Annotated in this window: 20 protein-coding genes; 16 read left to right on the top strand and 4 right to left on the bottom strand. The window is 69.7% G+C overall.

The genetic code is table 11. The annotated features are described in order from the left end of the window. Positions 1-49 precede the first annotated feature (49 nt). The 7 genes from IEY26_RS03485 to IEY26_RS03455 all read left to right on the top strand — a co-directional run bounded on the left by IEY26_RS03485 (position 50) and on the right by IEY26_RS03455 (position 5,118). The gene (locus IEY26_RS03485; RefSeq protein WP_188975877.1) at positions 50-472 is read left to right on the top strand and encodes a DUF5778 family protein; all 423 of its coding nucleotides are present in this window, start codon (positions 50-52) and stop codon (positions 470-472) included. Positions 473-511: 39 nt separating this feature from the next. Continuing rightward, entirely contained in the window at positions 512-1,633 is a 1,122-nt protein-coding gene (gene ahbB, locus IEY26_RS03480) for a siroheme decarboxylase subunit beta (protein WP_188975875.1), read from the top strand. A gap of 3 nt (positions 1,634-1,636) precedes the next feature. Then, the gene (locus IEY26_RS03475; protein WP_188975873.1) at positions 1,637-2,284 is read left to right on the top strand and encodes a precorrin-2 dehydrogenase/sirohydrochlorin ferrochelatase family protein; all 648 of its coding nucleotides are present in this window, start codon (positions 1,637-1,639) and stop codon (positions 2,282-2,284) included. 1 nt (position 2,285) lies between these two features. Beyond that, positions 2,286-3,566, top strand: coding sequence for a glutamyl-tRNA reductase (gene hemA, locus IEY26_RS03470; protein ID WP_188975871.1), 1,281 nt, complete (start codon positions 2,286-2,288; stop codon positions 3,564-3,566). A 48-nt stretch (positions 3,567-3,614) separates the two neighbouring features. Further along, positions 3,615-3,890, top strand: coding sequence for a 4a-hydroxytetrahydrobiopterin dehydratase (locus IEY26_RS03465; protein ID WP_188975870.1), 276 nt, complete (start codon positions 3,615-3,617; stop codon positions 3,888-3,890). Beyond that, positions 3,891-4,274, top strand: coding sequence for an LWR-salt protein (gene lwrS / locus IEY26_RS03460; RefSeq protein WP_188975868.1), 384 nt, complete (start codon positions 3,891-3,893; stop codon positions 4,272-4,274). A 196-nt stretch (positions 4,275-4,470) separates the two neighbouring features. Further along, positions 4,471-5,118, top strand: coding sequence for an HAD family hydrolase (locus IEY26_RS03455; protein WP_188975866.1), 648 nt, complete (start codon positions 4,471-4,473; stop codon positions 5,116-5,118). Between the two features lie 7 nt (positions 5,119-5,125). Here IEY26_RS03455 and IEY26_RS03450 read toward each other — a convergent pair whose 3' ends face one another. Together IEY26_RS03450 and IEY26_RS03445 are read right to left on the bottom strand one after the other, a co-directional pair. Further along, positions 5,126-7,042, bottom strand: a complete 1,917-nt coding sequence (locus tag IEY26_RS03450; protein WP_188975864.1) for a molybdopterin biosynthesis protein — start codon at positions 7,040-7,042, stop codon at positions 5,126-5,128. Beyond that, positions 7,039-8,268 (bottom strand): molybdopterin molybdotransferase MoeA, encoded by a 1,230-nt coding sequence (locus IEY26_RS03445; RefSeq protein WP_188975862.1) that lies wholly within the window; start codon positions 8,266-8,268, stop codon positions 7,039-7,041. The genes IEY26_RS03450 and IEY26_RS03445 overlap by 4 nt, the downstream gene beginning before the upstream one ends. 243 nt (positions 8,269-8,511) lie before the next feature. Here IEY26_RS03445 and IEY26_RS03440 point away from each other — a divergent pair, with 243 nt between their 5' ends. The 9 genes from IEY26_RS03440 (at position 8,512) to IEY26_RS03400 (ending at position 17,320) form a co-directional block, all read left to right on the top strand. Further along, entirely contained in the window at positions 8,512-8,862 is a 351-nt protein-coding gene (locus tag IEY26_RS03440; RefSeq protein WP_188975860.1) for an Hsp20/alpha crystallin family protein, read from the top strand. Positions 8,863-8,865: 3 nt separating this feature from the next. After that, a complete protein-coding gene (locus IEY26_RS03435; protein ID WP_188975858.1) occupies positions 8,866-10,542 on the top strand; it encodes an ABC1 kinase family protein in 1,677 nt (558 codons plus the stop codon). Between the two features lie 79 nt (positions 10,543-10,621). Continuing rightward, positions 10,622-11,002, top strand: coding sequence for a translation initiation factor IF-5A (locus IEY26_RS03430; RefSeq protein ID WP_188975856.1), 381 nt, complete (start codon positions 10,622-10,624; stop codon positions 11,000-11,002). 2 nt (positions 11,003-11,004) lie between these two features. After that, positions 11,005-11,805 (top strand): agmatinase, encoded by an 801-nt coding sequence (gene speB / locus IEY26_RS03425; protein ID WP_188975854.1) that lies wholly within the window; start codon positions 11,005-11,007, stop codon positions 11,803-11,805. Positions 11,806-12,118: 313 nt separating this feature from the next. After that, on the top strand, positions 12,119-12,886 hold the full coding sequence (locus IEY26_RS03420; protein WP_188975851.1) for a Nif3-like dinuclear metal center hexameric protein: 768 nt from the start codon (positions 12,119-12,121) through the stop codon (positions 12,884-12,886). A gap of 44 nt (positions 12,887-12,930) precedes the next feature. Beyond that, positions 12,931-13,479 carry a hypoxanthine/guanine phosphoribosyltransferase gene (gene hpt / locus IEY26_RS03415; RefSeq protein ID WP_188975849.1) on the top strand — a complete coding sequence of 183 codons (549 nt, stop codon included), beginning with the start codon at positions 12,931-12,933 and terminating at the stop codon, positions 13,477-13,479. A gap of 91 nt (positions 13,480-13,570) precedes the next feature. Further along, positions 13,571-14,935, top strand: coding sequence for a uracil-xanthine permease family protein (locus IEY26_RS03410; protein ID WP_188975847.1), 1,365 nt, complete (start codon positions 13,571-13,573; stop codon positions 14,933-14,935). A 138-nt stretch (positions 14,936-15,073) separates the two neighbouring features. Continuing rightward, positions 15,074-16,780, top strand: a complete 1,707-nt coding sequence (locus IEY26_RS03405; protein ID WP_188975845.1) for a receiver/sensor box histidine kinase — start codon at positions 15,074-15,076, stop codon at positions 16,778-16,780. Between the two features lie 345 nt (positions 16,781-17,125). Further along, on the top strand, positions 17,126-17,320 hold the full coding sequence (locus IEY26_RS03400; RefSeq protein WP_188975843.1) for a cold-shock protein: 195 nt from the start codon (positions 17,126-17,128) through the stop codon (positions 17,318-17,320). A gap of 79 nt (positions 17,321-17,399) precedes the next feature. Here the strand turns inward: IEY26_RS03400 and IEY26_RS03395 are convergent, their stop codons facing one another. Together IEY26_RS03395 and IEY26_RS03390 are read right to left on the bottom strand one after the other, a co-directional pair. Further along, complete coding sequence (locus IEY26_RS03395; protein WP_188977144.1) at positions 17,400-17,606, bottom strand: hypothetical protein; 207 nt, start codon at positions 17,604-17,606, stop codon at positions 17,400-17,402. After that, positions 17,603-19,093, bottom strand: coding sequence for a lipase maturation factor family protein (locus IEY26_RS03390; protein ID WP_188975841.1), 1,491 nt, complete (start codon positions 19,091-19,093; stop codon positions 17,603-17,605). Before IEY26_RS03390 ends, IEY26_RS03395 begins: the two co-directional genes overlap by 4 nt. Positions 19,094-19,279: the final 186 nt, after the last annotated feature.

Below are 19,279 nucleotides of genomic sequence, written 5' to 3'. Positions count from 1 at the left end.
GCACGGGGGAACCGTCAGGCGTAAAGCGCCGAACGGTAGAGTATGGGGTATGAGCGACGCGGCGAACGAAGACCTCTATCAGCGCGCGGCGGCGCTGCTGGAGCCGGGGGATATCGAGTTGCACGGTGCCGTGATTCACACGAATCTCGGCCCCGAAGAGGAGTCGATGATGCATCAGGTGACGCTCGACGCGGGTGACGTCATCTCCGCGCACGTCGCCGAGGAGGACACGTACATCTACTCGGGGAACGACGACGACCGCTTCGGCGTGAACCAGCATCACGGGCTGACGCTCTCGAACGACGAGTTCGTCTGGGAGTGCCAGCAGCTGATGCGGGAGACCAAGTACGACGTCGTCATCTACTGGGAGGCGACGGACGACGCAGAGCACCGCGCCATCGTGTCGGAGCTCGCGGAGACGCTCGACGCGGACGTGGTCGGCGTGACCGAAGACGACTACTTCCGGGTGTAGACCCCCGCGCTTATGAGTTCCGCTGACACAACGCAAGACATGACTGCGGGCGACCTCGACGACCGTGACAGAGCCATCGTAAACGCCTTTCAGGGCGGTTTTCCCGTGGTTCGGTGGCCGTTCGGCGCGGCCGCGGACACGCTCCGGAACCGCGGCGTCGACGTCGACCCGGACGAGCTCTTAGAGCGCATCGCGCGGCTGGACGAGGAGGGCGTTCTCTCCCGGTTCGGGCCGCTCGTGAACGCAGAAGAGATCGGCGGGCACGCGACGCTCGTCGCGATGCACGCGCCCGAGGACGAGTTCGAGGAGATCGCGGAACTCGTGAACGCGCATCACGAGGTCGCGCACAACTACGAGCGCGAACACCCCTACCTGAACATGTGGTTCGTGGTCTCCGTCGCCGACGCTGACCGCGTCGAGGAGGTGCTCGCCGAAATCGAGGCGGAGACCGGGCAAGAAACGTACAATCTGCCGAAGCAACAGGAGTTCCGCGTGGAGGCGAAATTCTACGTGGACGGCCCGCTCCGGGACGCGGACGTCGACCTGTCGGCGCTCGGCCCGAACCCGGACCCGTCGGGGCGGACGTCGCTGACGCCGGACGAACGCGACCTCGTCATGGAGGTACAGGACGGGCTGCCGCTCACGCTGACGCCGTACGAGGACGTCGCGGAGACGCTCGAAACGGACGTCGAGTGGGTGTTGGAGACGCTCCGCCGGTTCGTCGTCGAGGGGAAGATTCGACGCATCGGCGTGGTGCCGAACCACTACAAGCTCGGCTACACGGAGAACGGGATGACGGTCTGGGACGTCCCGGACGACGTCGTCGACGACGTCGGCCCCGCGGTGGCGAGCCTGGAGTTCGTGACGCACTGCTACGAGCGCCCGCGCCACGAGGGCGTGTGGCCGTACAACTTCTTCGCGATGACGCACGGCCGCAGCGAGGCGGAGAGCGAAGCGCGCGTCCAGCAGGTGAAAGACGTGATGAGCGAGTACTGGGACGTCGGCGACGACGACTGGGACACGCTCTTCTCGACGCGGATCCTGAAGAAGACGGGAATTCGGCTGGCGGAGCGCGCGGACGCGAACACCGCTGTGGCGGACGAGAGCGATGCAGCGGACGAGAACGCCGACGCCTCCGAGTCGGCGGGGACGGCGGAGTAGCGGATGATTCCGCTCGCGTTCGACTTCACGGGCGAGACGGTCGTGGTGTTCGGCGGCGGTCGGGTCGGCGCGCGAAAGGCGCGGCGGTTCGCCGCGGAGGCGGACGTCTACGTCGTCAGTCCGGCGTTCGCTGACGAAGACTTCGGGGAGAGCACGCTCGTGGAGGCGGAGCCGACGACGGAGTCGGTGTTCGAGTTCTTCGACGCCTACGAGCCGCTGCTCGCCGTCGCGGCGACTGACGACGCGGCGGTGAACGACGCGGTCGTGACGGTGGCGCGCGAGCGCGGCGCGCTCGTGAATCGCGCGGACCGCGCCGGGAGTCGCGACGGGAAGAGCGTCGTCGTCCCGGCGACCGTCGAGGACGACCCAGTGTCGGTCGCCATCACGACGGGCGGGGCGAGTCCGGCGCTCGCGAAGCACCTCCGCGAGCAGATCGAGGCGGATATCGAGGGCGCGGGCGAGATGGCGGCGATTACGGGGGAGATTCGCGCGGACCTGAAAGCCCGTGGGGTCGCGCCGGACGTGCGGCGGGACGCGGTGCGCGCGGTCGTGCGGTCGGCACCGGTTTGGAAGGCTTTACGTGCGGGGACGGCGAAGCCACGTCGAGAAGCAGCCGCCGTGGTGCGCGCGCATCTCGGCGACGCAGAGTAAGATGAAGGACACAGACACTGGCGTCGTCGCGGGTATTCGCGTCTCCCACGACGTCGCGTCTATCGAGGACATCGAGGCCGCGCGGTTCGACGACGTCGAGAGCGCCGCCGCCGCGCTCCGCGAGGAGCCGGGGGTGACGGAGGCGTTCGCGTTCCAGACGTGCCACCGCGTCGAGGCGTACGTCGTCGCGAGCACGGACGCGGCCGGCCGGAGCGCGCTCGACCGCGCGCTCGACGCCGAGCACGTCGTCGAAATGGACCACGAGAGCGCGCTCCGCCACCTCCTCCGCGTCGCGGCCGGCCTCGAATCGGTCGTGCTCGGCGAGGACCAGGTGCTCGGCCAGGTCCGCGACGGCTTCGAGGCGTCGCGGAACGCCGTCGGCCCCGTCCTCCGGGACGCCGTGACGAAGGCGATTCACGTCGGCGAGCGAGCGCGGACGGAGACGCGCATCAACGAGGGCGTCGTGAGCCTCGGGAGCGCCGCGGTCGAGCTCGCCGGCGACTACCGGGATCTCGCGGGGTCGACGGCCGTCGTCGTCGGCGCGGGCGAGATGGGGCGGCTCGCGGCGAAGGCGTTCGCCGCCGCCGACGCCGGCCACGTCACGGTCGCGAACCGGACCGTCGAGCACGCGTCGTGGGTCGTCGACGAACTCGACGCGTCGGCCGACGCGGTGGGCCTCGACGCGCTCGGGGACGCGGTGGCGGACGCGGAGGTCGTCGTCGCGGCGACCGGCGCGACCGACCCGATCGTCACCGAGGCGCATCCGGTCGGGGACGCCGTCTGCATCGACCTCGGGCAGCCGCGCGACGTCGCGACCGCGCTCGACGAGGAGACGACGGTGTTGACGCTCGACGACTTAGAGGACGTCACGGCGTCGACGCGCGAACGCCGCCGCGAGGCCGCCGAACGCGTCGATCACATGGTGACCGAGGAGTTCGAGAACCTCCTCGTGCAGTACAAGCGCAAGCGCGCGGACGAGGTCATCGGCGCGATGTACGCCTCCGCGGGCCAGTTGAAGTCCCGCGAGCTCGACACCGCCTTCAGCAAGCTCGAAGCGCGCGGCGGCATCACGGACGAGCAGCGCGAGGTCGTCGAATCGCTCGCCGACGCCCTCGTCTCCCAGATTCTCGCCGCGCCGACCAAGAGTCTCCGCGACGCCGCCCAAGAGGACGACTGGGCGACTATCGCCGCGGCGCTCGACCTCTTCGACCCCGAGTTCGAGGACGAGTCCGCGTTCCCGGGGACGACCCCGGACGAGATCGTCGCGGCGGACGACGATTAAATCACTTCTGCGACCACGCTTAAGGGCGGGGCGGGCGACCACCCGGGTATGGCCGAACGACTCGACGCCGACGAGATTCGTGACCGACTTCCCGACGGCTGGCAGTACGTCGACGACGAAATCACCCGCCAGTACGAGTTCGACGACTACCTCGCGGGCGTGGCGTTCGCGAGCGAAGTCGGCGAAATCGCGGAAGAGGAGTTCCACCACCCGACGATCACGATTCGCTACAAGGAGGTGGAGGTGGCGTTCACGACGCACGACGCGGGCGGCGTGACGGAGCAAGACCTCGACCTGGCCGCCGAAGTGGACGCCATCCGATAGATGAACGGCCGGTATCGGTTCGCGCTCACGTTCCGCGTGGACACGCCGATGGGCCTGCACGTGGACCCGGAGCGCTTCGAGACGTCGTTCGTGAAGGACGCGGACCGGCCGGGGAGCGACGGCTGGCTCTTCTTCCGGGACACGTTCTGGCGCGGCGAGGTGAACGATCCGGAGGATTTCCGCGACCGCTGCGAGGAGGTCCTCGACGTACCCGTCGAGAACGTCGAGTTCAGAGCCTTCGAGGTCGACGAGGAGTACTTGGCGGCGTTCCGCGAGGAGATTGCGAACGACTTGGACGAGTTCAAGGCCGACAGCGTAGACGAGGTCGTGAACAAGTACCTCGGGAGCCGGCTGGAAGTCGGCCTCGGCGGACCCGAACGATAGCGGGGGCGTGGCTGGCCGGACGCAGGGGGCGTTCGGGCGGCTCGACTCGCGCGCTCGACGTTGCGCCGCCGCGTTCCGACTCCGGCGTCGAGCGACCGGGTTCAGGTCACGCGACAGGCTGGCCGCCCGCTCGTACTTGAACGTTCACCCGGCGGCGGCCGAAGACTCATAGCGGATGCCGGCCTAACTCTCTCGCATGATTCCGTCCGACGCCTACGACGTCTGGCTCCTCGACCTCGACGGGACGCTCGTCGACGCGGAGCCGGCGTACCGCCGCGAGGTGTTCGACCGCGTCGGCGACCGACTCGGCCGGGAGTTCTCCACGTACGAACGGGAGGTGCTCTGGCACGGCCTCGGCGGGAGTCGGGACGCCCAGCTCCGCGCGTGGGGGCTCGACCCCGGTGCGTTCTGGGACGCCTTCCACGCGGTCGAAGACCCCGTCGTGCGCGCGGAGGCGACCTACCTCCACGAGGACGCGGCGTTCGTCGCCGACCTCGACCGGCCCGTCGGCCTCGTCACGCACTGCGCGGAGTTCCTCGCTGGACCCGTCCTCGACCACCTCGACATCCGGGATTGGTTCGACGTCGTCGTCTGCTGCGACGAAAATACGGGCTACAAGCCCGACCCGCGGCCGCTCCACCTCGCGCTCGACGACCTCGACGCGCGCGACCACGCCGGCGTCTACGTCGGCGACGGCGCGAGCGATATCGACGCCGCTGCGAACGCCGGTCTCGACTCCGTCCACGTCGAACGCCACGACCCCGGGAAACGCGGGCAGTGCGTCCTCGGCGACTACCGCATCACCTCCTTCGACGACCTCCGCGCTCCCGCCGGCGGGGACTGACGCGCTCTCAGCGGTCGTAGCCGGGGAGCGTGTCGAAGTCGAAGGCGTCGAGGGCGTCGCCGAGCGCGTTCACGCCGGGTTTGTCGGTTCTCTCGGGGTTGGCGAGGACGCGGACGGCTTCGTCGCCGAGCGGGAGGAAGTCGAGGCCGAGGGCGTCGGCGGAAGCTCGGAGGCCGAGTCCGACGTCGCGTTTCCCGTCGTTGACCGCCCGCGCGGGCGATTCGTAGGCGTTGACGGTGAACGCGTAGCCGTCGATGGCGTCGGTGAGGTCGCCGCGGGTCGTTCCGCGGTCGGCGGCGAAGTCGTCGAGCGCGGCGTCGAAGGACGCCCTGAGCCCGGCGTCGGTACCGCGGTTGACGAAGCGAACGTCGCCGGTGAGGTCGCCGAGGTCGTGAATCCCGTCGGGATTCCCGGCGGGGACGAGGAGCCCCCACTCCCGCGTCCACGAGGCGAGTTCGAGGGCGTCTGTCGAACCGCCGACGGCGTTGTCGGTGACGTCGACGTCTATCGAACCGTCGACTACAGTTGGTCCCGCGGCGACGGCGACGTCGGGGAGTCCGTCGCGGAGTTTCCGCACCCCCGGCCGGGAGCCGCGGGAGAGATAGCGGGGGTTCGAGACGCTGTCGAGGGCGCGGGCGAACGCGGGGTCGTCTTCGCCGACGGCGAGGAGGCCGGGGGTCCGGACGTCGGGGGAGAACAGCTGGACGGAGACTGGTTCGCCGGCGGCGAGGTAGGCTGTGTCGGCGTCGATTTCGACGACGCCGTCCGCGTCGACGAGCGAGGTGGTCGCGCCGCTCCCCTTGTCGACGCCGTAGGCGAGCGTCTGCTCGCCCGTTTCGACGAGGCCGACGGGGAGGAAGCGCGTGCGGCCCTCCTCGGAGCGCTCCTCGCCGTGGAGCGTCGCGTCGACGGCGGCAGTGCGGGGTTCGGGGAGGCCGGCGGCGTCCCGGATCAGGGGAGCGACGAAGGTGCGGAAGATGGTGAGCGCGGACACGGGATACCCCGGGAGGCCGACGTAGGCGGCGTCACCAAGTGTGCCGACGAGCATTGGTTTCCCGGGTTTGACGGCGACGCCGTGGAGCCGAAGGTCTCCTAAATCCTCGATGACGCGGTAGACGACGTCGACGGCGGACGCCGACGTCGAGCCGGAGGAGAGGACGAGGTCGCACTCCTCGGCGGCGCGGCGGAGTTGCGTTTCGAGTTCGTCGTAGTCGTCTCCGGCGTGCGGGTAGCGTTTCGGGCGGCCGCCGGCTTCGGCGACGCCGGCGGCGATGGTGGCGGAGTTGACGTCGTAGATTTCGCCGCGCGCGCTGTCGAGGGGGTCGCCGGGCGGGACGAGTTCGTCGCCGGTGGAGACGATACCGACGGCTGGCTGTTTCCGCACCGGGACGGCGTCGACGCCGAGCGCGGCGAGCAGGCCGATTTCGCGGGGGGTGAGTCGGGTTCCGGGGCCGAGGGCGCGTTCGCCGGCGGCGATGTCCGCGCCGGCGACCATCACGTGCTGGCCGGGCGCGACGGCCGACCGAACCTCGACCGCTTGGTCGCGTTCGCTGGTGCGTTCGACCATGACGACGGCGTCCGCGCCGTCGGGGAGGACCGCCCCGGTCGAGATTTCGACGCAGGTCCCGGGGTCGACGGCGACGGTTGGTTCGTCGCCGGCGTGGACCGCGCCGGCGTAGTCGAGGGTGACGGGGTCGCTCTGGGTCGCGCCGACGGTGTCGCGGGCGCGGACGGCGTAGCCGTCCATGGACGCGCGGTCGAAGCCGGGGACATCGAGGCCGGCGTCGACGCGCTCCGCGAGGACGCGTCCGCGGGCGTCGGCGAGCGGCACGCGTTCGGTTCCGGGGTCGAGGTCGAGGTCGGCGACGGTCGCTCGGGCGTCGTCGATGGCGGCGAGGTCGCGGAACTCGCGGCGGTCGCTCATAGGGACGCCTCCCAGTCCTCGACCGTAACGGTGTCGCCGGCGGCGACGCCTTCGACGGATTCGGGAATCTGCACCCAGCCGTCCGCGCGGGCGATGGTGGAGAGTTTGCTCGCGCCGCTCGTGCTCACGGGCGTCGCGACGCGCTCGCTTCCGGCGTCGTCGAGGGCGACGCGGGCGAACGTGCGGACGCCGGGTTCGCTGCGGAGCTTCCCGGCGAGTCGCGCGTCGACAGCAGGGGGGTCCGTGAGCGGGAGGCCGCCCCGGCGCTTGAGTGCGGGCCGGAGGAAGGTCTGGGCGTTCACGACCGCGGCGACGGGCGATCCGGGGAGGAAGAGGACGGGCGTGTCGTCGACGACGCCGAATCCGGCGGGGTGGCCGGGTTTGAGGGCGACGCCGTGGACGAGGACGTCGCCGCGTTCGGCGACCACGTCGGGGATGAGGTCGCGTTCGCCGACGGAAGAGCCACCGGTGGTGACGATGAGGTCGGCGTCGGCGTCGCGGTCGAGGGCGTCGGCGAGCGCGTCGGCGTCGTCCGGGACGACGTCGCGGTATCTCGCCGTCCCGCCCCAGCGGTCGACGAGGCGCGTGAGCGTGAGCGCGTTCGTCTCCACGACTTCGCCGGGAGCGGGGTCCGCGTCGGGCGCGACGACCTCGTCACCGGTCGGGACGACGGCGACCGTGGGTTTCTCGACGACCGAGACCTCGCGAACGCCGACGGCGCGGAGGAGGCCGAGGTCGGTGGCGCGGAGGCGGTGGCCGGCGTCGAGCACCGTCCCACCGGCGTCGACGTCCGAGCCGGCGGGGTCGATGTTCCCGCCTTCCGCGACCGGCCCGGCGACCTCGACGCGGCCGTCGCGTCGCGTGGTGTCTTCGACCATCACGACGGCGTCCGCGCCCGCCGGCACAGCGCTCCCGGTGTGCACGGACGCGGCCTCTCTCGGACCGACGTCGCCGTCGACGACGTCGAGGACGGCGGGGGAGTGGCCGCGCGCGTCGAGAGTGTCGGCGGCGCGAACGGCGTAGCCGTCCATCGCCGCACGGTCGTAGTGGGGGACGTCGCGGCGCGCGGCGGCGGCGTCCGCGAGCGCACGGCCGTCCGCGTCGGCGACCGGGACGCGCTCCACGCGGCCGTGCGGCGGGGCGGCGTCGAGGAGGGCGTCTCGGGCGGCCGCGACCCGGGTGTGTGCCTTGAACCCGGATTCGCGGCGGTCGGCGTGATTCGTCATACGCCTGGTTCGGTCGGCGCGTGGAAAAGCCGTGCGGAGACGGCCACACCCGCGACATCGCCCGGCGCGCTGAGCGCGGAGCACTATCGGATGTCGCCCGAACGCGCCAAGCCATGGTCGGCGACGTCGCGGCGAAGTCGGCGGCGTCACGGTCGGCGGCGTCACGGTCGGCGGCGTCGGGGCGGAGCCGGGGGTGTGGTTCCGACCACCGGTTTTTTCGCTCTCGCCCTCCAAGCGAGTCGTATGTCGAGTCTGCGCGAGGCGCTCCAGAACCTCCCCGACGGCGTGTTCGCGGACCTCCTCGAGTCCGACGACGCCTACCTGCTCGTCCTCGACCTCCCCGGCGTCACGCCCGACGGCGTCGACCTCAGCGTCGAGGGGTTGACGCTCCACGTGTCCGCCCGCCGCGATAAGGCGGTACCGGAGGGCTTCAGCTACCACCGCGAGGACCGCGCGCTCTTCCTCGACGCCGACGTCCCGCTCCCGCCGGACGCGACGGAGACGGAGGCGTCGGCGTCCCTCGACGACGGCGTGCTCGAAGTCACCATCCCGAAGCGCGCGAGCAGCGGGCGCACGATTCCGGTCGAGGACTAGTTCGTGGCGTCGCTGCGCGCCTACTGGCGGTTCGTCGTCGTCGCGTGGCAGTTCCTTCCGCTCGTCGTCAGCTACCTCCGCGACCGCCGGCGGTTCCTCCTCTTCGGCGGGCGGCGGCGCGTGACGACGCGGATGCAGACGGCGCGCGCCGAACACCTCGTGGAGAGCCTGCTCACGCTCGGCCCGACCTTCATCAAGCTCGGCCAGCTGCTCTCCACGCGCCCGGACGTCCTCCCGCCGACCTACGTCGACGTGCTCACGCAGCTCCAGGACCGCGTGCCGCCCGCGGAGTGGGCGGAAGCGCGCGAGGTCCTCGAAGCCGAAGTCGGACCCGTCGATGACGCGTTCGACGACTTCGACACGGACAGTATCAGCGGCGCGAGCCTCGGGCAGGTGTACAAGGCCGAAATAGACGGTGAGACGGTCGCCGTGAAGGTCCGGCGGCCCGGTATCGAGCCGCTCGTCGAAGCCGACCTGCGCGTCGTCCGCTGGATGCTCCCCGTCATCCTCTTCGTCGCCGACGACGCGCGGGCGTTCAGCCTGGAGACGCTCGCGGACGAGTTCTCGAAGACGATTCGCGAGGAGATGGATTACGAGCGGGAGGCCGCGATGCTCGAAGAGATCCGCGGGAACTTCGCGGACGACGACGGCATCGCCATCCCCGCGGTCTACGACGAGCGCTCCGGAGAGCGCGTGCTCACGATGCAGTTCCTCGACGGGACGAAGATCAGCGACGTGGAAACGCTCGACCGGCGGGGCGTCGACCGGCACGCGGTCGCCGTGCGCCTCCAGCGCGCGTACATGCAGATGCTCGTCGCCGACGGCGTCTTCCACGCCGACCCCCACCCGGGGAACCTCGCCGTGCAGGACGACGGCACCGTCGTCTTCTACGACTTCGGGATGAGCGGGCGGGTCGACGACTTCGTCCAGGGGAAGCTCGTGGAGTTCTACGTCGCCGCCGCCGACCAGGACACGGACGCGATTCTCGACGTGCTCGTCGAGCTCGGCGCGCTCAGCCCGGAGGCCGACCGCGCCGTCATGACCGAAGTGATGGAGCTCGCGATCCAGGACGCCCGGGGAGAAGCCATCGAGGAACACCGCGTCCAGCAGATCGTCGGGAAGGTCGAAGACACGATCTACGAGTTCCCGCTCCGACTCCCCTCGGAGCTCGCGCTCGTCCTCCGCGTCGCCACGGTGGTGGAAGGCGTCTGCCTGACGCTCGACCCCGACTTCGACTTCATCGACACCGCGACGGACTACCTCCTCGAACAGGGTTACCACGAGGAGTCCGCGAAACAGCTCCTCGAAGAGTACGGGACGGAGACGGCGCGCGCCGCCCAGTCGATGCTCCGCGTCCCGCGGAAGCTGGAGCGGACGCTCGACCGCGTGGACCGCGACGACCTCTACGTCCGCGCCGACGTCGAGGACGGGAACGGCGTCTTCGACCGGCTCGCACGCCGGCTCTCCTACGCCGTGCTCGCGGCGAGCGGCGTGTTCTCCACGGCCTTCCTCTACGCGTTCGCCGACCTCGAAGCGACCGCGGTCGCCGGCGGACTGACGCTGGTCGTGCTCGCCGGGCTCTTCCGCTCGCTCCGCACGCCGAAGCGCGGGAGTTCGAGCATCCGCGCCGCCGGCGAGATGGCACAGCAGTCACTGCAGAATCGCCGCGGCGGCCGTTGACCCGAACCGCGCGACCGGAGCGGGCGCGCCGCTGACGGGCTTCCAAACGGTTTATACCCGGCAGGCGTGAAAGCGCGGTATGGCTCAGGAGCAGAAGGAAGTTCGCGACCTTCAGGAAGGCAACTACGTCATGATCGACGACGCGGCGTGTAAGATCGACGCGTACTCCACCGCGAAACCCGGGAAGCACGGGAGCGCGAAAGCCCGCATCGAAGCGCGCGGGGTCTTCGACGGGAAGAAGCGGAGCCTCAGCCAGCCGGTCGACGCGAAGATCCGCGTCCCCCTCATCAACCGGAAGCAGGGCCAGATTGTCTCCAAGGAGTCCGAGACGGTCGTGCAGGTCATGGACCTCGAGACCTTCGAGACCATCACGATGGAGATTCCCGAGGACGTCGAGGTCGAGCCCGACGACGAGATCGAGTTCCTCGAGTTCGAAGGCCAGCGGAAAGTCCTCGAATAACCGTGTTCCCCGGGGCGAACGCCGACGTCGACGACGCGGCCTACGTGGTCGTCGGCGCGCCCCTGGACGTCTCTACCTCTTTCCAGCCGGGCGCGCGTTTCGGCCCGGACCGCGTGCGCCGGTTCGCGCGCGGGTTCGAAGATTACGACCACCACACCGACCAGTCCTTCGTCTCGCTCGACGTCGCCGACGCCGGCGACGTGCACGCGTGGGACGCGGCCGAGGAGTACCTCGACTTCCTCGAAGCCGAACTCCGCGACGTCGTCCGCGACGACGCCGTCCCTCTCCTCGTCGGCGGCGAACACACCGTCACGGCGGCTGGCGTGGCGGCCGTCGACCCCGACGTCCTCGTCGTGCTCGACGCGCACCTCGACCTCCGCGAGGAACTCGACGGGAACCCGTGGAGTCACGCGACCGTCACTCGTCACGCCCTCGAAACCGTGGACGAAGCGGTCGTGCTCGGCGCGCGCGCCGGCAGCGACGCCGAGTGGGAGCGCGCCAATGAGGCGGACGTTACGGTTGTGCCGCCCGAGGACGTGAGCGAGTGGACGCCGGACTTCGACGGGGACGCCTATCTCTCCGTGGACATCGACGCCGCCGACCCCGGATTCGCACCCGGCACGGGAACCCCCGAACCCTTCGGACTCACCCCGCGAGAGATGCGCCGCGTCGTCCGCGACGTCGCTCCTCGCGCAGCGGGGTTCGATGTCGTCGAAGTCAACGACGGCGACGACGGGCAAGCGCCCGTCCTCGCCGCGAAACTCCTCCGCGCGTTCGTCTTCGCACACGCTAGCAGTCGGTGAGGGGTTTTTCTCGGGCCGGTGTGGACACCCCGTCGGCGACACCGCCGAAAGCCCCCGGCCTCTCGGTTTCCCCGCCCGGGGCGGCTGACCGGCAATCGTAGCGCGTGGACGGTGGCGTCGCTGATTGTGGCGAACGGGCGACTTCTACGTTTCGCGCTCGACGTCCTCGCTCGCCGAGCGCGTCCGCCGGGGCGGAGTCGCACAACCGCTGGGTCCCGGCGGGTCGTCGTCAGGTCACGAGACAGATTGACCGCGTCTTCGTATTTGAACGCGTGTCAGTGATTTCTTGGCGCGGGCGCGTCGAAGAGCGAGTATGGAACGCTCGGAGTTCGTCGCGCGGCTGGACGAGGAACTGGAGACTGCGGCGTACGCGGACGTGGACGCGTCGGCGAACGGCCTGCAAGTGGGGTCGCTGGAGGGCGAGGTGGAGTCCGCGGCGTTCGCGGTGGACGCCGTCGAGGCGACCGTGGAAGAAGCGGTCGAGCGGGACGCGGACGTGCTCGTGACGCACCACGGAGTGGTCTGGGGCGGGCTGGACCGAGTGACGGGGCGGTCGTACGAGCGCATCGCGCCGCTCGTGGAGAACGATATCGCGCTCTACGTCTCCCACCTCCCGCTCGACGGCCACCAGGAGCTGGGGAACGCGGCGGGAATCGCGGACCTCTTCGACCTCGGGAACCGCGCGCCGTTCGGGAGTCTCGGCCCGGAGTACGTCGGGACGCAGGGCCTCCTCCCGGAGGCGCTCGCGGCTGACGAGGTCAAGAACGTCCTCGAGGACGCACTCGACACGGGCCCGGGGTCGGTGCGAGTACTGGATTTCGGCCCGGACGAGCTCGAACAGCTCGCGGTGTTGACGGGGAGCGGGACGGACTGGCTGGACGAAGCCGTCGACGCCGGCGCTGACGCCCTCGTGACGGGCGAGGGGAAGGGGAAGGTCTACCACGAGGCGCGGGAGGCCGGAATCACGGTGTTCCTCGCGGGGCACTACGCGACGGAGACGTTCGGCGTCGAGTCGCTCCAGGCGCTCGCGGGCGACTGGGGCGTCGAGACGACGTTCGTCGACCACCCGACCGGGCTCTGAGTCGAGAGCGAACCGTTTTTCCGGGGTTTGCGGAAAGAGTAGGTATGGACCGACTCCGCGACTCGCTCCACGACGCCCCGATCGTCGACAAGGACGGCTACCACTACCTCGTCCACCCCATCAGCAACGGCGTGCCGATGCTGAAGCCCGAACTATTGCGCGAAGTCGTCGTCGGCGTCACGCGCGCCGCGGATCTCGACGTCGACAAGATCGTCGCACCGGAAGCGATGGGCATCCACATCGCCACCGCCCTCTCGCTGCAGACGGACATCCCGCTCGTCGTCATCCGGAAGCGCGAGTACGGCCTCGACGGTGAGGTCGCGCTCCACCAGACGACCGGCTACTCGGAGAGCGAGATGTACATCAACGACGTCGAGGCGGGCGACCGCGTCCTCATCCTCGACGACCTCCTCTCGACGGGCGGGACGCTCGCCGCCATCACGGACGCGCTCGACGGCATCGGCGCGGACATCGCGGACATCGTCGTCGTCCTCCGGAAAGTCGGGCCGTCCGCGCTCGACGACACCGACCACGAGGTGACGAGCCTCCTCGACATCACCGTGGACGAGTCCGGCGTCACCATCCACGACTAACCACGAACCTGCATAGATTCGGTTTTTCGAGTGTCGTTTTGAGCGTGAACGCGGAACGCTTATTGGGCCGGCTCTGCTCGTGCCGAGCAAGATGTCCGACGGGGAGATTCACGTCGCGTACGGCCTCGACGAGAAACCACCGCTGGTAAAGTCCATCCTGCTCGGCCTCCAGCACGTCGCCGTGATGATCGTTCCGGCGACCGCCGTCGCCTACATCGTCGCGGGCGCGGTCGGTCTCAGCGCCGCGAACACCGCCTACATCGTCCAGATGGTCCTGCTCTTCTCGGGGCTCGCCACGGTCGTGCAGGCCTACACGGTCGGTCCGGTCGGCGCGAAACTCCCCGTCGTCATGGGGACGAGTTTCACCTTCGTCGGGGCCGCGTCGACCATCGGCGTGAACTACGGGCTCGCCGCCGTCTTCGGCGCGATTCTCGTCACCGGCCTCCTCGTCGAAGGCCTCATCGGCTGGCAGTTCGAACGCATCCAACCCTACTTCCCGCCGCTCGTCACCGGCCTCGTCGTCGTCATCATCGGCCTCTACCTCATCCCGTCCGCGATGAACAACGTCGCCGGCGGCGTCGGCGCAGAGGACTACGGCGCGCTCCACAACATCCTCCTCGCGACGCTCGTCCTCGCCGTCTCCGTCGGCCTCAACATGTTCACGTCCGGCGTCACCCGACTGCTCGCGACCCTCGCCGGCATCGCCGTCGGCTACGTCGCCGCCGTCGCCATCGGCATCGTGAACTTCGCGCCCGTCGCCAACGCCGCGTGGTTCGCCGTGCCCGTCCCCGGCCGCTTCGGCTTCGAGTTCCACCCAGTCCCCATCGTTACCTTCGCCTTCCTCTTCCTCGTCTCCGCCATGGAAACCGTCGGAGACATGTCGAGCGTCACCAGCGCCGAAGGCCGCACTCCCACCCACGAGGAGTTCCGCGGCGGCCTCTTCACCGACGGCGGCCTCTCCAGCCTCGGCAGCATCTTCGGCGCGTTCCCCGTCACCTCCTTCTCCCAGAACGCCGGCGTCATCAACTTCACTGGAGTGATGAGCCGGCACGTCGTCGCCATCGCCGGCGGCTTCCTCGCCGTCCTCGGCCTCAGCCCGAAAGTCGGCGCGGCCGTCGCCACCATCCCCGACGCCGTCTTCGGCGGCGCTGTCCTCCTCATGGCCGGCATGGTCGCCGCCTCCGGCGCGCGCCTCATCACCCTCAACGCCGACCTGAACCGGAGAAACATGGTCATCCTCGGCGTCTCCCTCGGCCTCGGCCTCGGCGTCGCCACCACGCCCGAAGCCCTCTCCGGGCTCCCGCAGGCCGCCCAGACCTTCTTCGGGCAGCCCGTCGTCGTCACCGCCCTCACCGCCCTCCTCCTCAACACGCTCACGCCCGGCGACCAGAGCCCGCTCTTCGACGCCGACGACGACGACACCGCCTCGACGGCCGCCGCACCCACCGACGACTAACCGACAGCCACCGACCCCGCCACTGCGGTGTACACCGACCGCGCCACCGCGGGATTTACCGACGGCGCGGCCGGCCCGAGCCCTCGACGACGGTCACGGTGCAAGGTATGATAACTCCGGACGCCGTAGTCCCAGGAGATGCGCTGGTTCTCGGCGCGGCTCGGCGGTGCGGCCACGACCGGCGTCGGCCTCGCCCTCGCCGCCGTCCACGTCTACGGCGCGTACGGCCTCCGAAACGACCCGATTCCCTTCGCGCTCGAACTCGTCCCCATCGTCTCCTCCGCCGGTGTCGCCGCCGCCGGCGTCGCCATCGCCCTCGGGCGCGTCGTCCCTCGGGGGTTCGTCGCGCGGGCGCTCGCCTGGATGGCCGCCGGCACCGTCGTCATCCTCGCACTGAGCGGATGGATGCTCGCCGGCACCGTCGTCCGCGGCTACACCATCCAGCGCCCGCTCATCGTCTTCCTCAACGTCGTCCCGTTCGGCGTGCTCGCCGGCCTCCTCGTCGGCGTCTACGACGCACACCGCCTCGACCAGCAGCGCTCGGTCGCACAGCTCAACCGCATCAACGAAACGCTGCGCGTCGCCACCCGTGAGATGGTGCAGGCGTCCGACCGCGACGAACTCGAACAGGCCGTCTGCGACCGCCTCACCGACTCCGAACCCTACGACGCCGTCTGGGTCGGCCGCTACGACGCCGACGCAGAACGCGTCCGCCCCACCGCGTGGGCGGGCTTCGACGACGACTACTTCCGGTCCATCACCGTCACCGTCGACGACACCCCGACCGGGCGAGGAGCGGGCGGCCGCGCCATCAAGACGCGCGAACTCCAGTGCGTCCACGACGTCTTCGACGACCCGACGATGAAGCCGTGGTGGCCGCACTTCGAACGGCACGGCATCGAATCCCTCGCCGTCGTCCCCATCACCCACGAAGACACCACCTACGGGTTCTACAGCGTCTACGCCGACCGACAGAGCGTCTTCGACGAACGCGAACGCGACATCCTCGCCGAACTCGGCGAGTCCCTCGGACACGCCATCGCCTCCATCGAAGCGAAAAACCGCCTCGCGCACCGCGAGCGCGAACTCGAACGCCAGAACGACCGCCTCGCCAAATTCGCCGCCGTCGTCTCCCACGACCTCAGAAACCCCCTCCAAGTCGCCGACGGCTACCTCCCGCTCGCCCGCGAAACCGGCGACGACGAATACTTCGACCGCGTCGCCGACGCCCTCGACCGCATGACCACCCTCATCGAAGACCTCCTCACCCTCGCCCGACAGGGCGAAGCCGTCAGCGACTTCGAGCACGTCGACCTCGCCGACGTCGTCGACGACGCCTGGCAGTCCGCCGGCTCGCCCGACGCCACCCTCAACCACGACTCCGACCTCGGCCGCATCCCCTGCGACCCCGGCCGCCTCCAACAGCTCTTCGAGAACCTCTTCCGGAACGCCCTCGAACACGCCGGCGACGACGTCACCCTCACCGTCGGCCGCCTCCGACCCGAACCCCCCCAGCCCGACAACACATCGACTGACGCATCGTCTAGTCCCGATACCTCGCCGTCTGGCGAACCGGCTCGTGCCGGTCCCTCCCCGTCTGGCGAACCGGCTCGTACCGGGTTCTTCGTCGCGGACGACGGCCCCGGCGTCCCCGAGCCCGAGCGAGACCGCGTCTTCGAGACCGGCTACACCACCGGCGAGGACGGCACCGGATTCGGCCTCAACATCGTGAAAGAAATCGCGGCCGCCCACGGCTGGACCGTCTCCCTCACCGAGAGCGACGCCGGCGGCGCGCGCTTCGAATTCGCCTTCGACGACCAACGCACCGCGGAACCCAACGCCTAATCCGCTACACGGACTACTCGAAACCGGCCGATGACGACTCCACCCGACCGACTCCGGGCTGGCACCCGAAGGATGACGAACCCTATGAGTGCCGAGGCCACCTCTCGCTAGCGATTCACATGCTCTCTCGGGGGATGCGGCGGCGACGTCGAGCGGGCGGGAATTTCCGATACCACCGGAATCGGTCGTCGATTCGCCTGATACGAACACACAGCTAGCGAAACCCGTCTAGAACGAGAATTATTCAACCGTTTCGGCGTTTCGGCGGACGTTCGTCTTCTACATACAGCTCTTTGCGGACGGATGGGAACCCTTATCCGTCCGAGGGGATTGTGTTTAGTCGCAATGGCAAACGGTAAGGTTGACTTCTTCAACGACACTGGCGGCTACGGTTTCATTTCGACTGACGATGCGGACGAGGACGTTTTCTTCCACATGGAGGACGTTGGCGGTCCCGACCTCGAGGAGGGCGAGAACATCGAGTTCGAAATCGAAGACGCACCGAAGGGCCCGCGCGCGACGAACGTCGTTCGCGCGTAAGCCTCGCATTATTCGTCGCCGTTCGGCGACGTGACACACGCTGTTTCTTTCGGACGCTACCCGACGAGCGACGGCTGTTTCAGGTATCGAGTTCCTCGTAGATGCCGGCGGCGAGCGCGGCGACGCCGAGCAGGCTGAGAGCGACGCCGACGAGCCAGAGCGGACGCAGGGAGGCGGTGAGTTCGGTGGTCCAGAGGCCGACGAGGAGGAGGAGACCGCCGGCGACGACGAGGCGGGCGAAGCGCTCTATCGCCGGGAGGCGGGGCGGCCACGTGGCGTCGGTCATCGGAACCGCCTCCGAGTGCGGCGGCCTGGGTCGCTGGTCGCGGGGACGTAGGTGTCGAGGCGTTCGCGCCGCCACCAGTCACCCGTCTCGGCACGCTCCTCAGGGGTAGTGAACCGGTAGCGATAGCGGATGATTCGTATCTGCTCGGGCGGGTCGTCGGCGGGGAAGGGCGTGTCGCGGAGGAGGCGGTGCACCCGCTCGTCGCCGTCGAGCAGGCGGTCGAGGAAGGGGGTGAGCCAGCGTTCGCGGGGGCCGGGCCGCGAGCGCATCGCGGCGAACCAGAGCTGCCAGTCGAGGCGGAGGTGGAAGGGGGCCCACTGGCGGGGGCGCTCGTCGGTTTTCACGGGCTGGCCGCGGAACTCGTACTCGCGCCAGTCACCCTCTCCGGGGTTCTCGGCGTTCGTGCCTTCGACGACGAGGCCGTAGCGGGCGCGCGTGATAGAGCCGAACGCGCCGTAGGTGTTGACGAGTCTGAGCGGGTCGAACGAGGTGTTCATGTACTGGTCGCGGGAGAGGAGGTTCAGGGCGGGGCGGACGGAGAGCGCGAGGACGAGTACGACGAGGGCGACGGCGAGCACGAGGAGGAACGTGGGTGTCGGGGCGGGCGTGCCGGTGGGGACGCCGAGCGCCGCGCGGATGGCGTCGACGGGGAGGGCGACGGCGAGCGTGTCGTCGCTGAACAGCGCGATAGATTGAATCATCGTGAGGAAGTTGAGCCACGCGAAGTTGCCCGTGCCCATCAGCCACGCCTGGAAGCCGATGGTGGCGAGAGCGGCGAGGCTGGCGTAGGGCTGCGGGGCGAAGTAGAGGAAGGGAATCGCGAGCTCGACGACGTGGTTTCCGAGGACCTCAGCTCTGTGGAAGCGGTCGGGGAGGTGGTGGGCGAACCAGCTCCCGGCGTTCGGCATCGGCTGGGTCTCGTAGTGGAAGTCCATCGCGGTGAGGTCGCGCCAGGCGTCGTCGCCGCGGAGTTTGATGAGGCCCGCGCCGAACATGTTTCTGAACAGCAGCCAGCGGACGAGCCAGAGCACGAACTCCGGGGGCGCGGTCGGACCGGCACCGAGGAAGACCGCCAAAAAGCCGGTCTCTAAGAGCATGGACTCCCAGCCGTAGCCGTAGAAGACCCGGCCGGCGTTGACGAAGGAGAGGTAGAGGAGCCAGAGGGCCGCCCAGAGCGCCATGGCGGCGGGGACGGCGTAGGGCGCGGGGAGCCAGTAGGGGCCGGCGAGGAGGGCGACGACGGAGAGGGCGACGCCGGTCCAGGCGGCGAGACCGACGAGGCGGTCGTCGGGGACGAGGACGAAGAGGCTGGGGGACTCCGTGACGCTCGCGCGGTCGGCGTAGTCGCCGAGGGGGAGGAGGCCGTCTTCGCCGGCGAGCGGGCGGAACTGGCGGGCGGCGACGAGGAAGGCGAGGAGGTAGACGACGGCGAGGCCGCGCTGGAGGAGGAAGCGGACGAGCCAGTCGTTCGCGCCCCAGGACTGCATGGGCGGGCGTGACTCCCGGGACGCCTAAAGACGTACCGGCGGGGCAGCGAACCGGGCAGAGTGGGAGCGTCAGAAGAGGACGACGAGGGCGTTCCAGGCGACGTGGACGCCCGTGACGGCGAGGCCGAGAGGGGTACCGATGTGGTGGGGGCGCGGGGCGGTGTGAACGGACGTGTGCGGTGGCTG

This window comes from Halocalculus aciditolerans (assembly GCF_014647475.1).
GTDB classification, from domain to species: domain Archaea; phylum Halobacteriota; class Halobacteria; order Halobacteriales; family Halobacteriaceae; genus Halocalculus; species Halocalculus aciditolerans.
The sequence above is the reverse complement of the archived record's forward strand: the minus strand, read 5'-3'. Positions and strand labels throughout refer to the sequence as shown.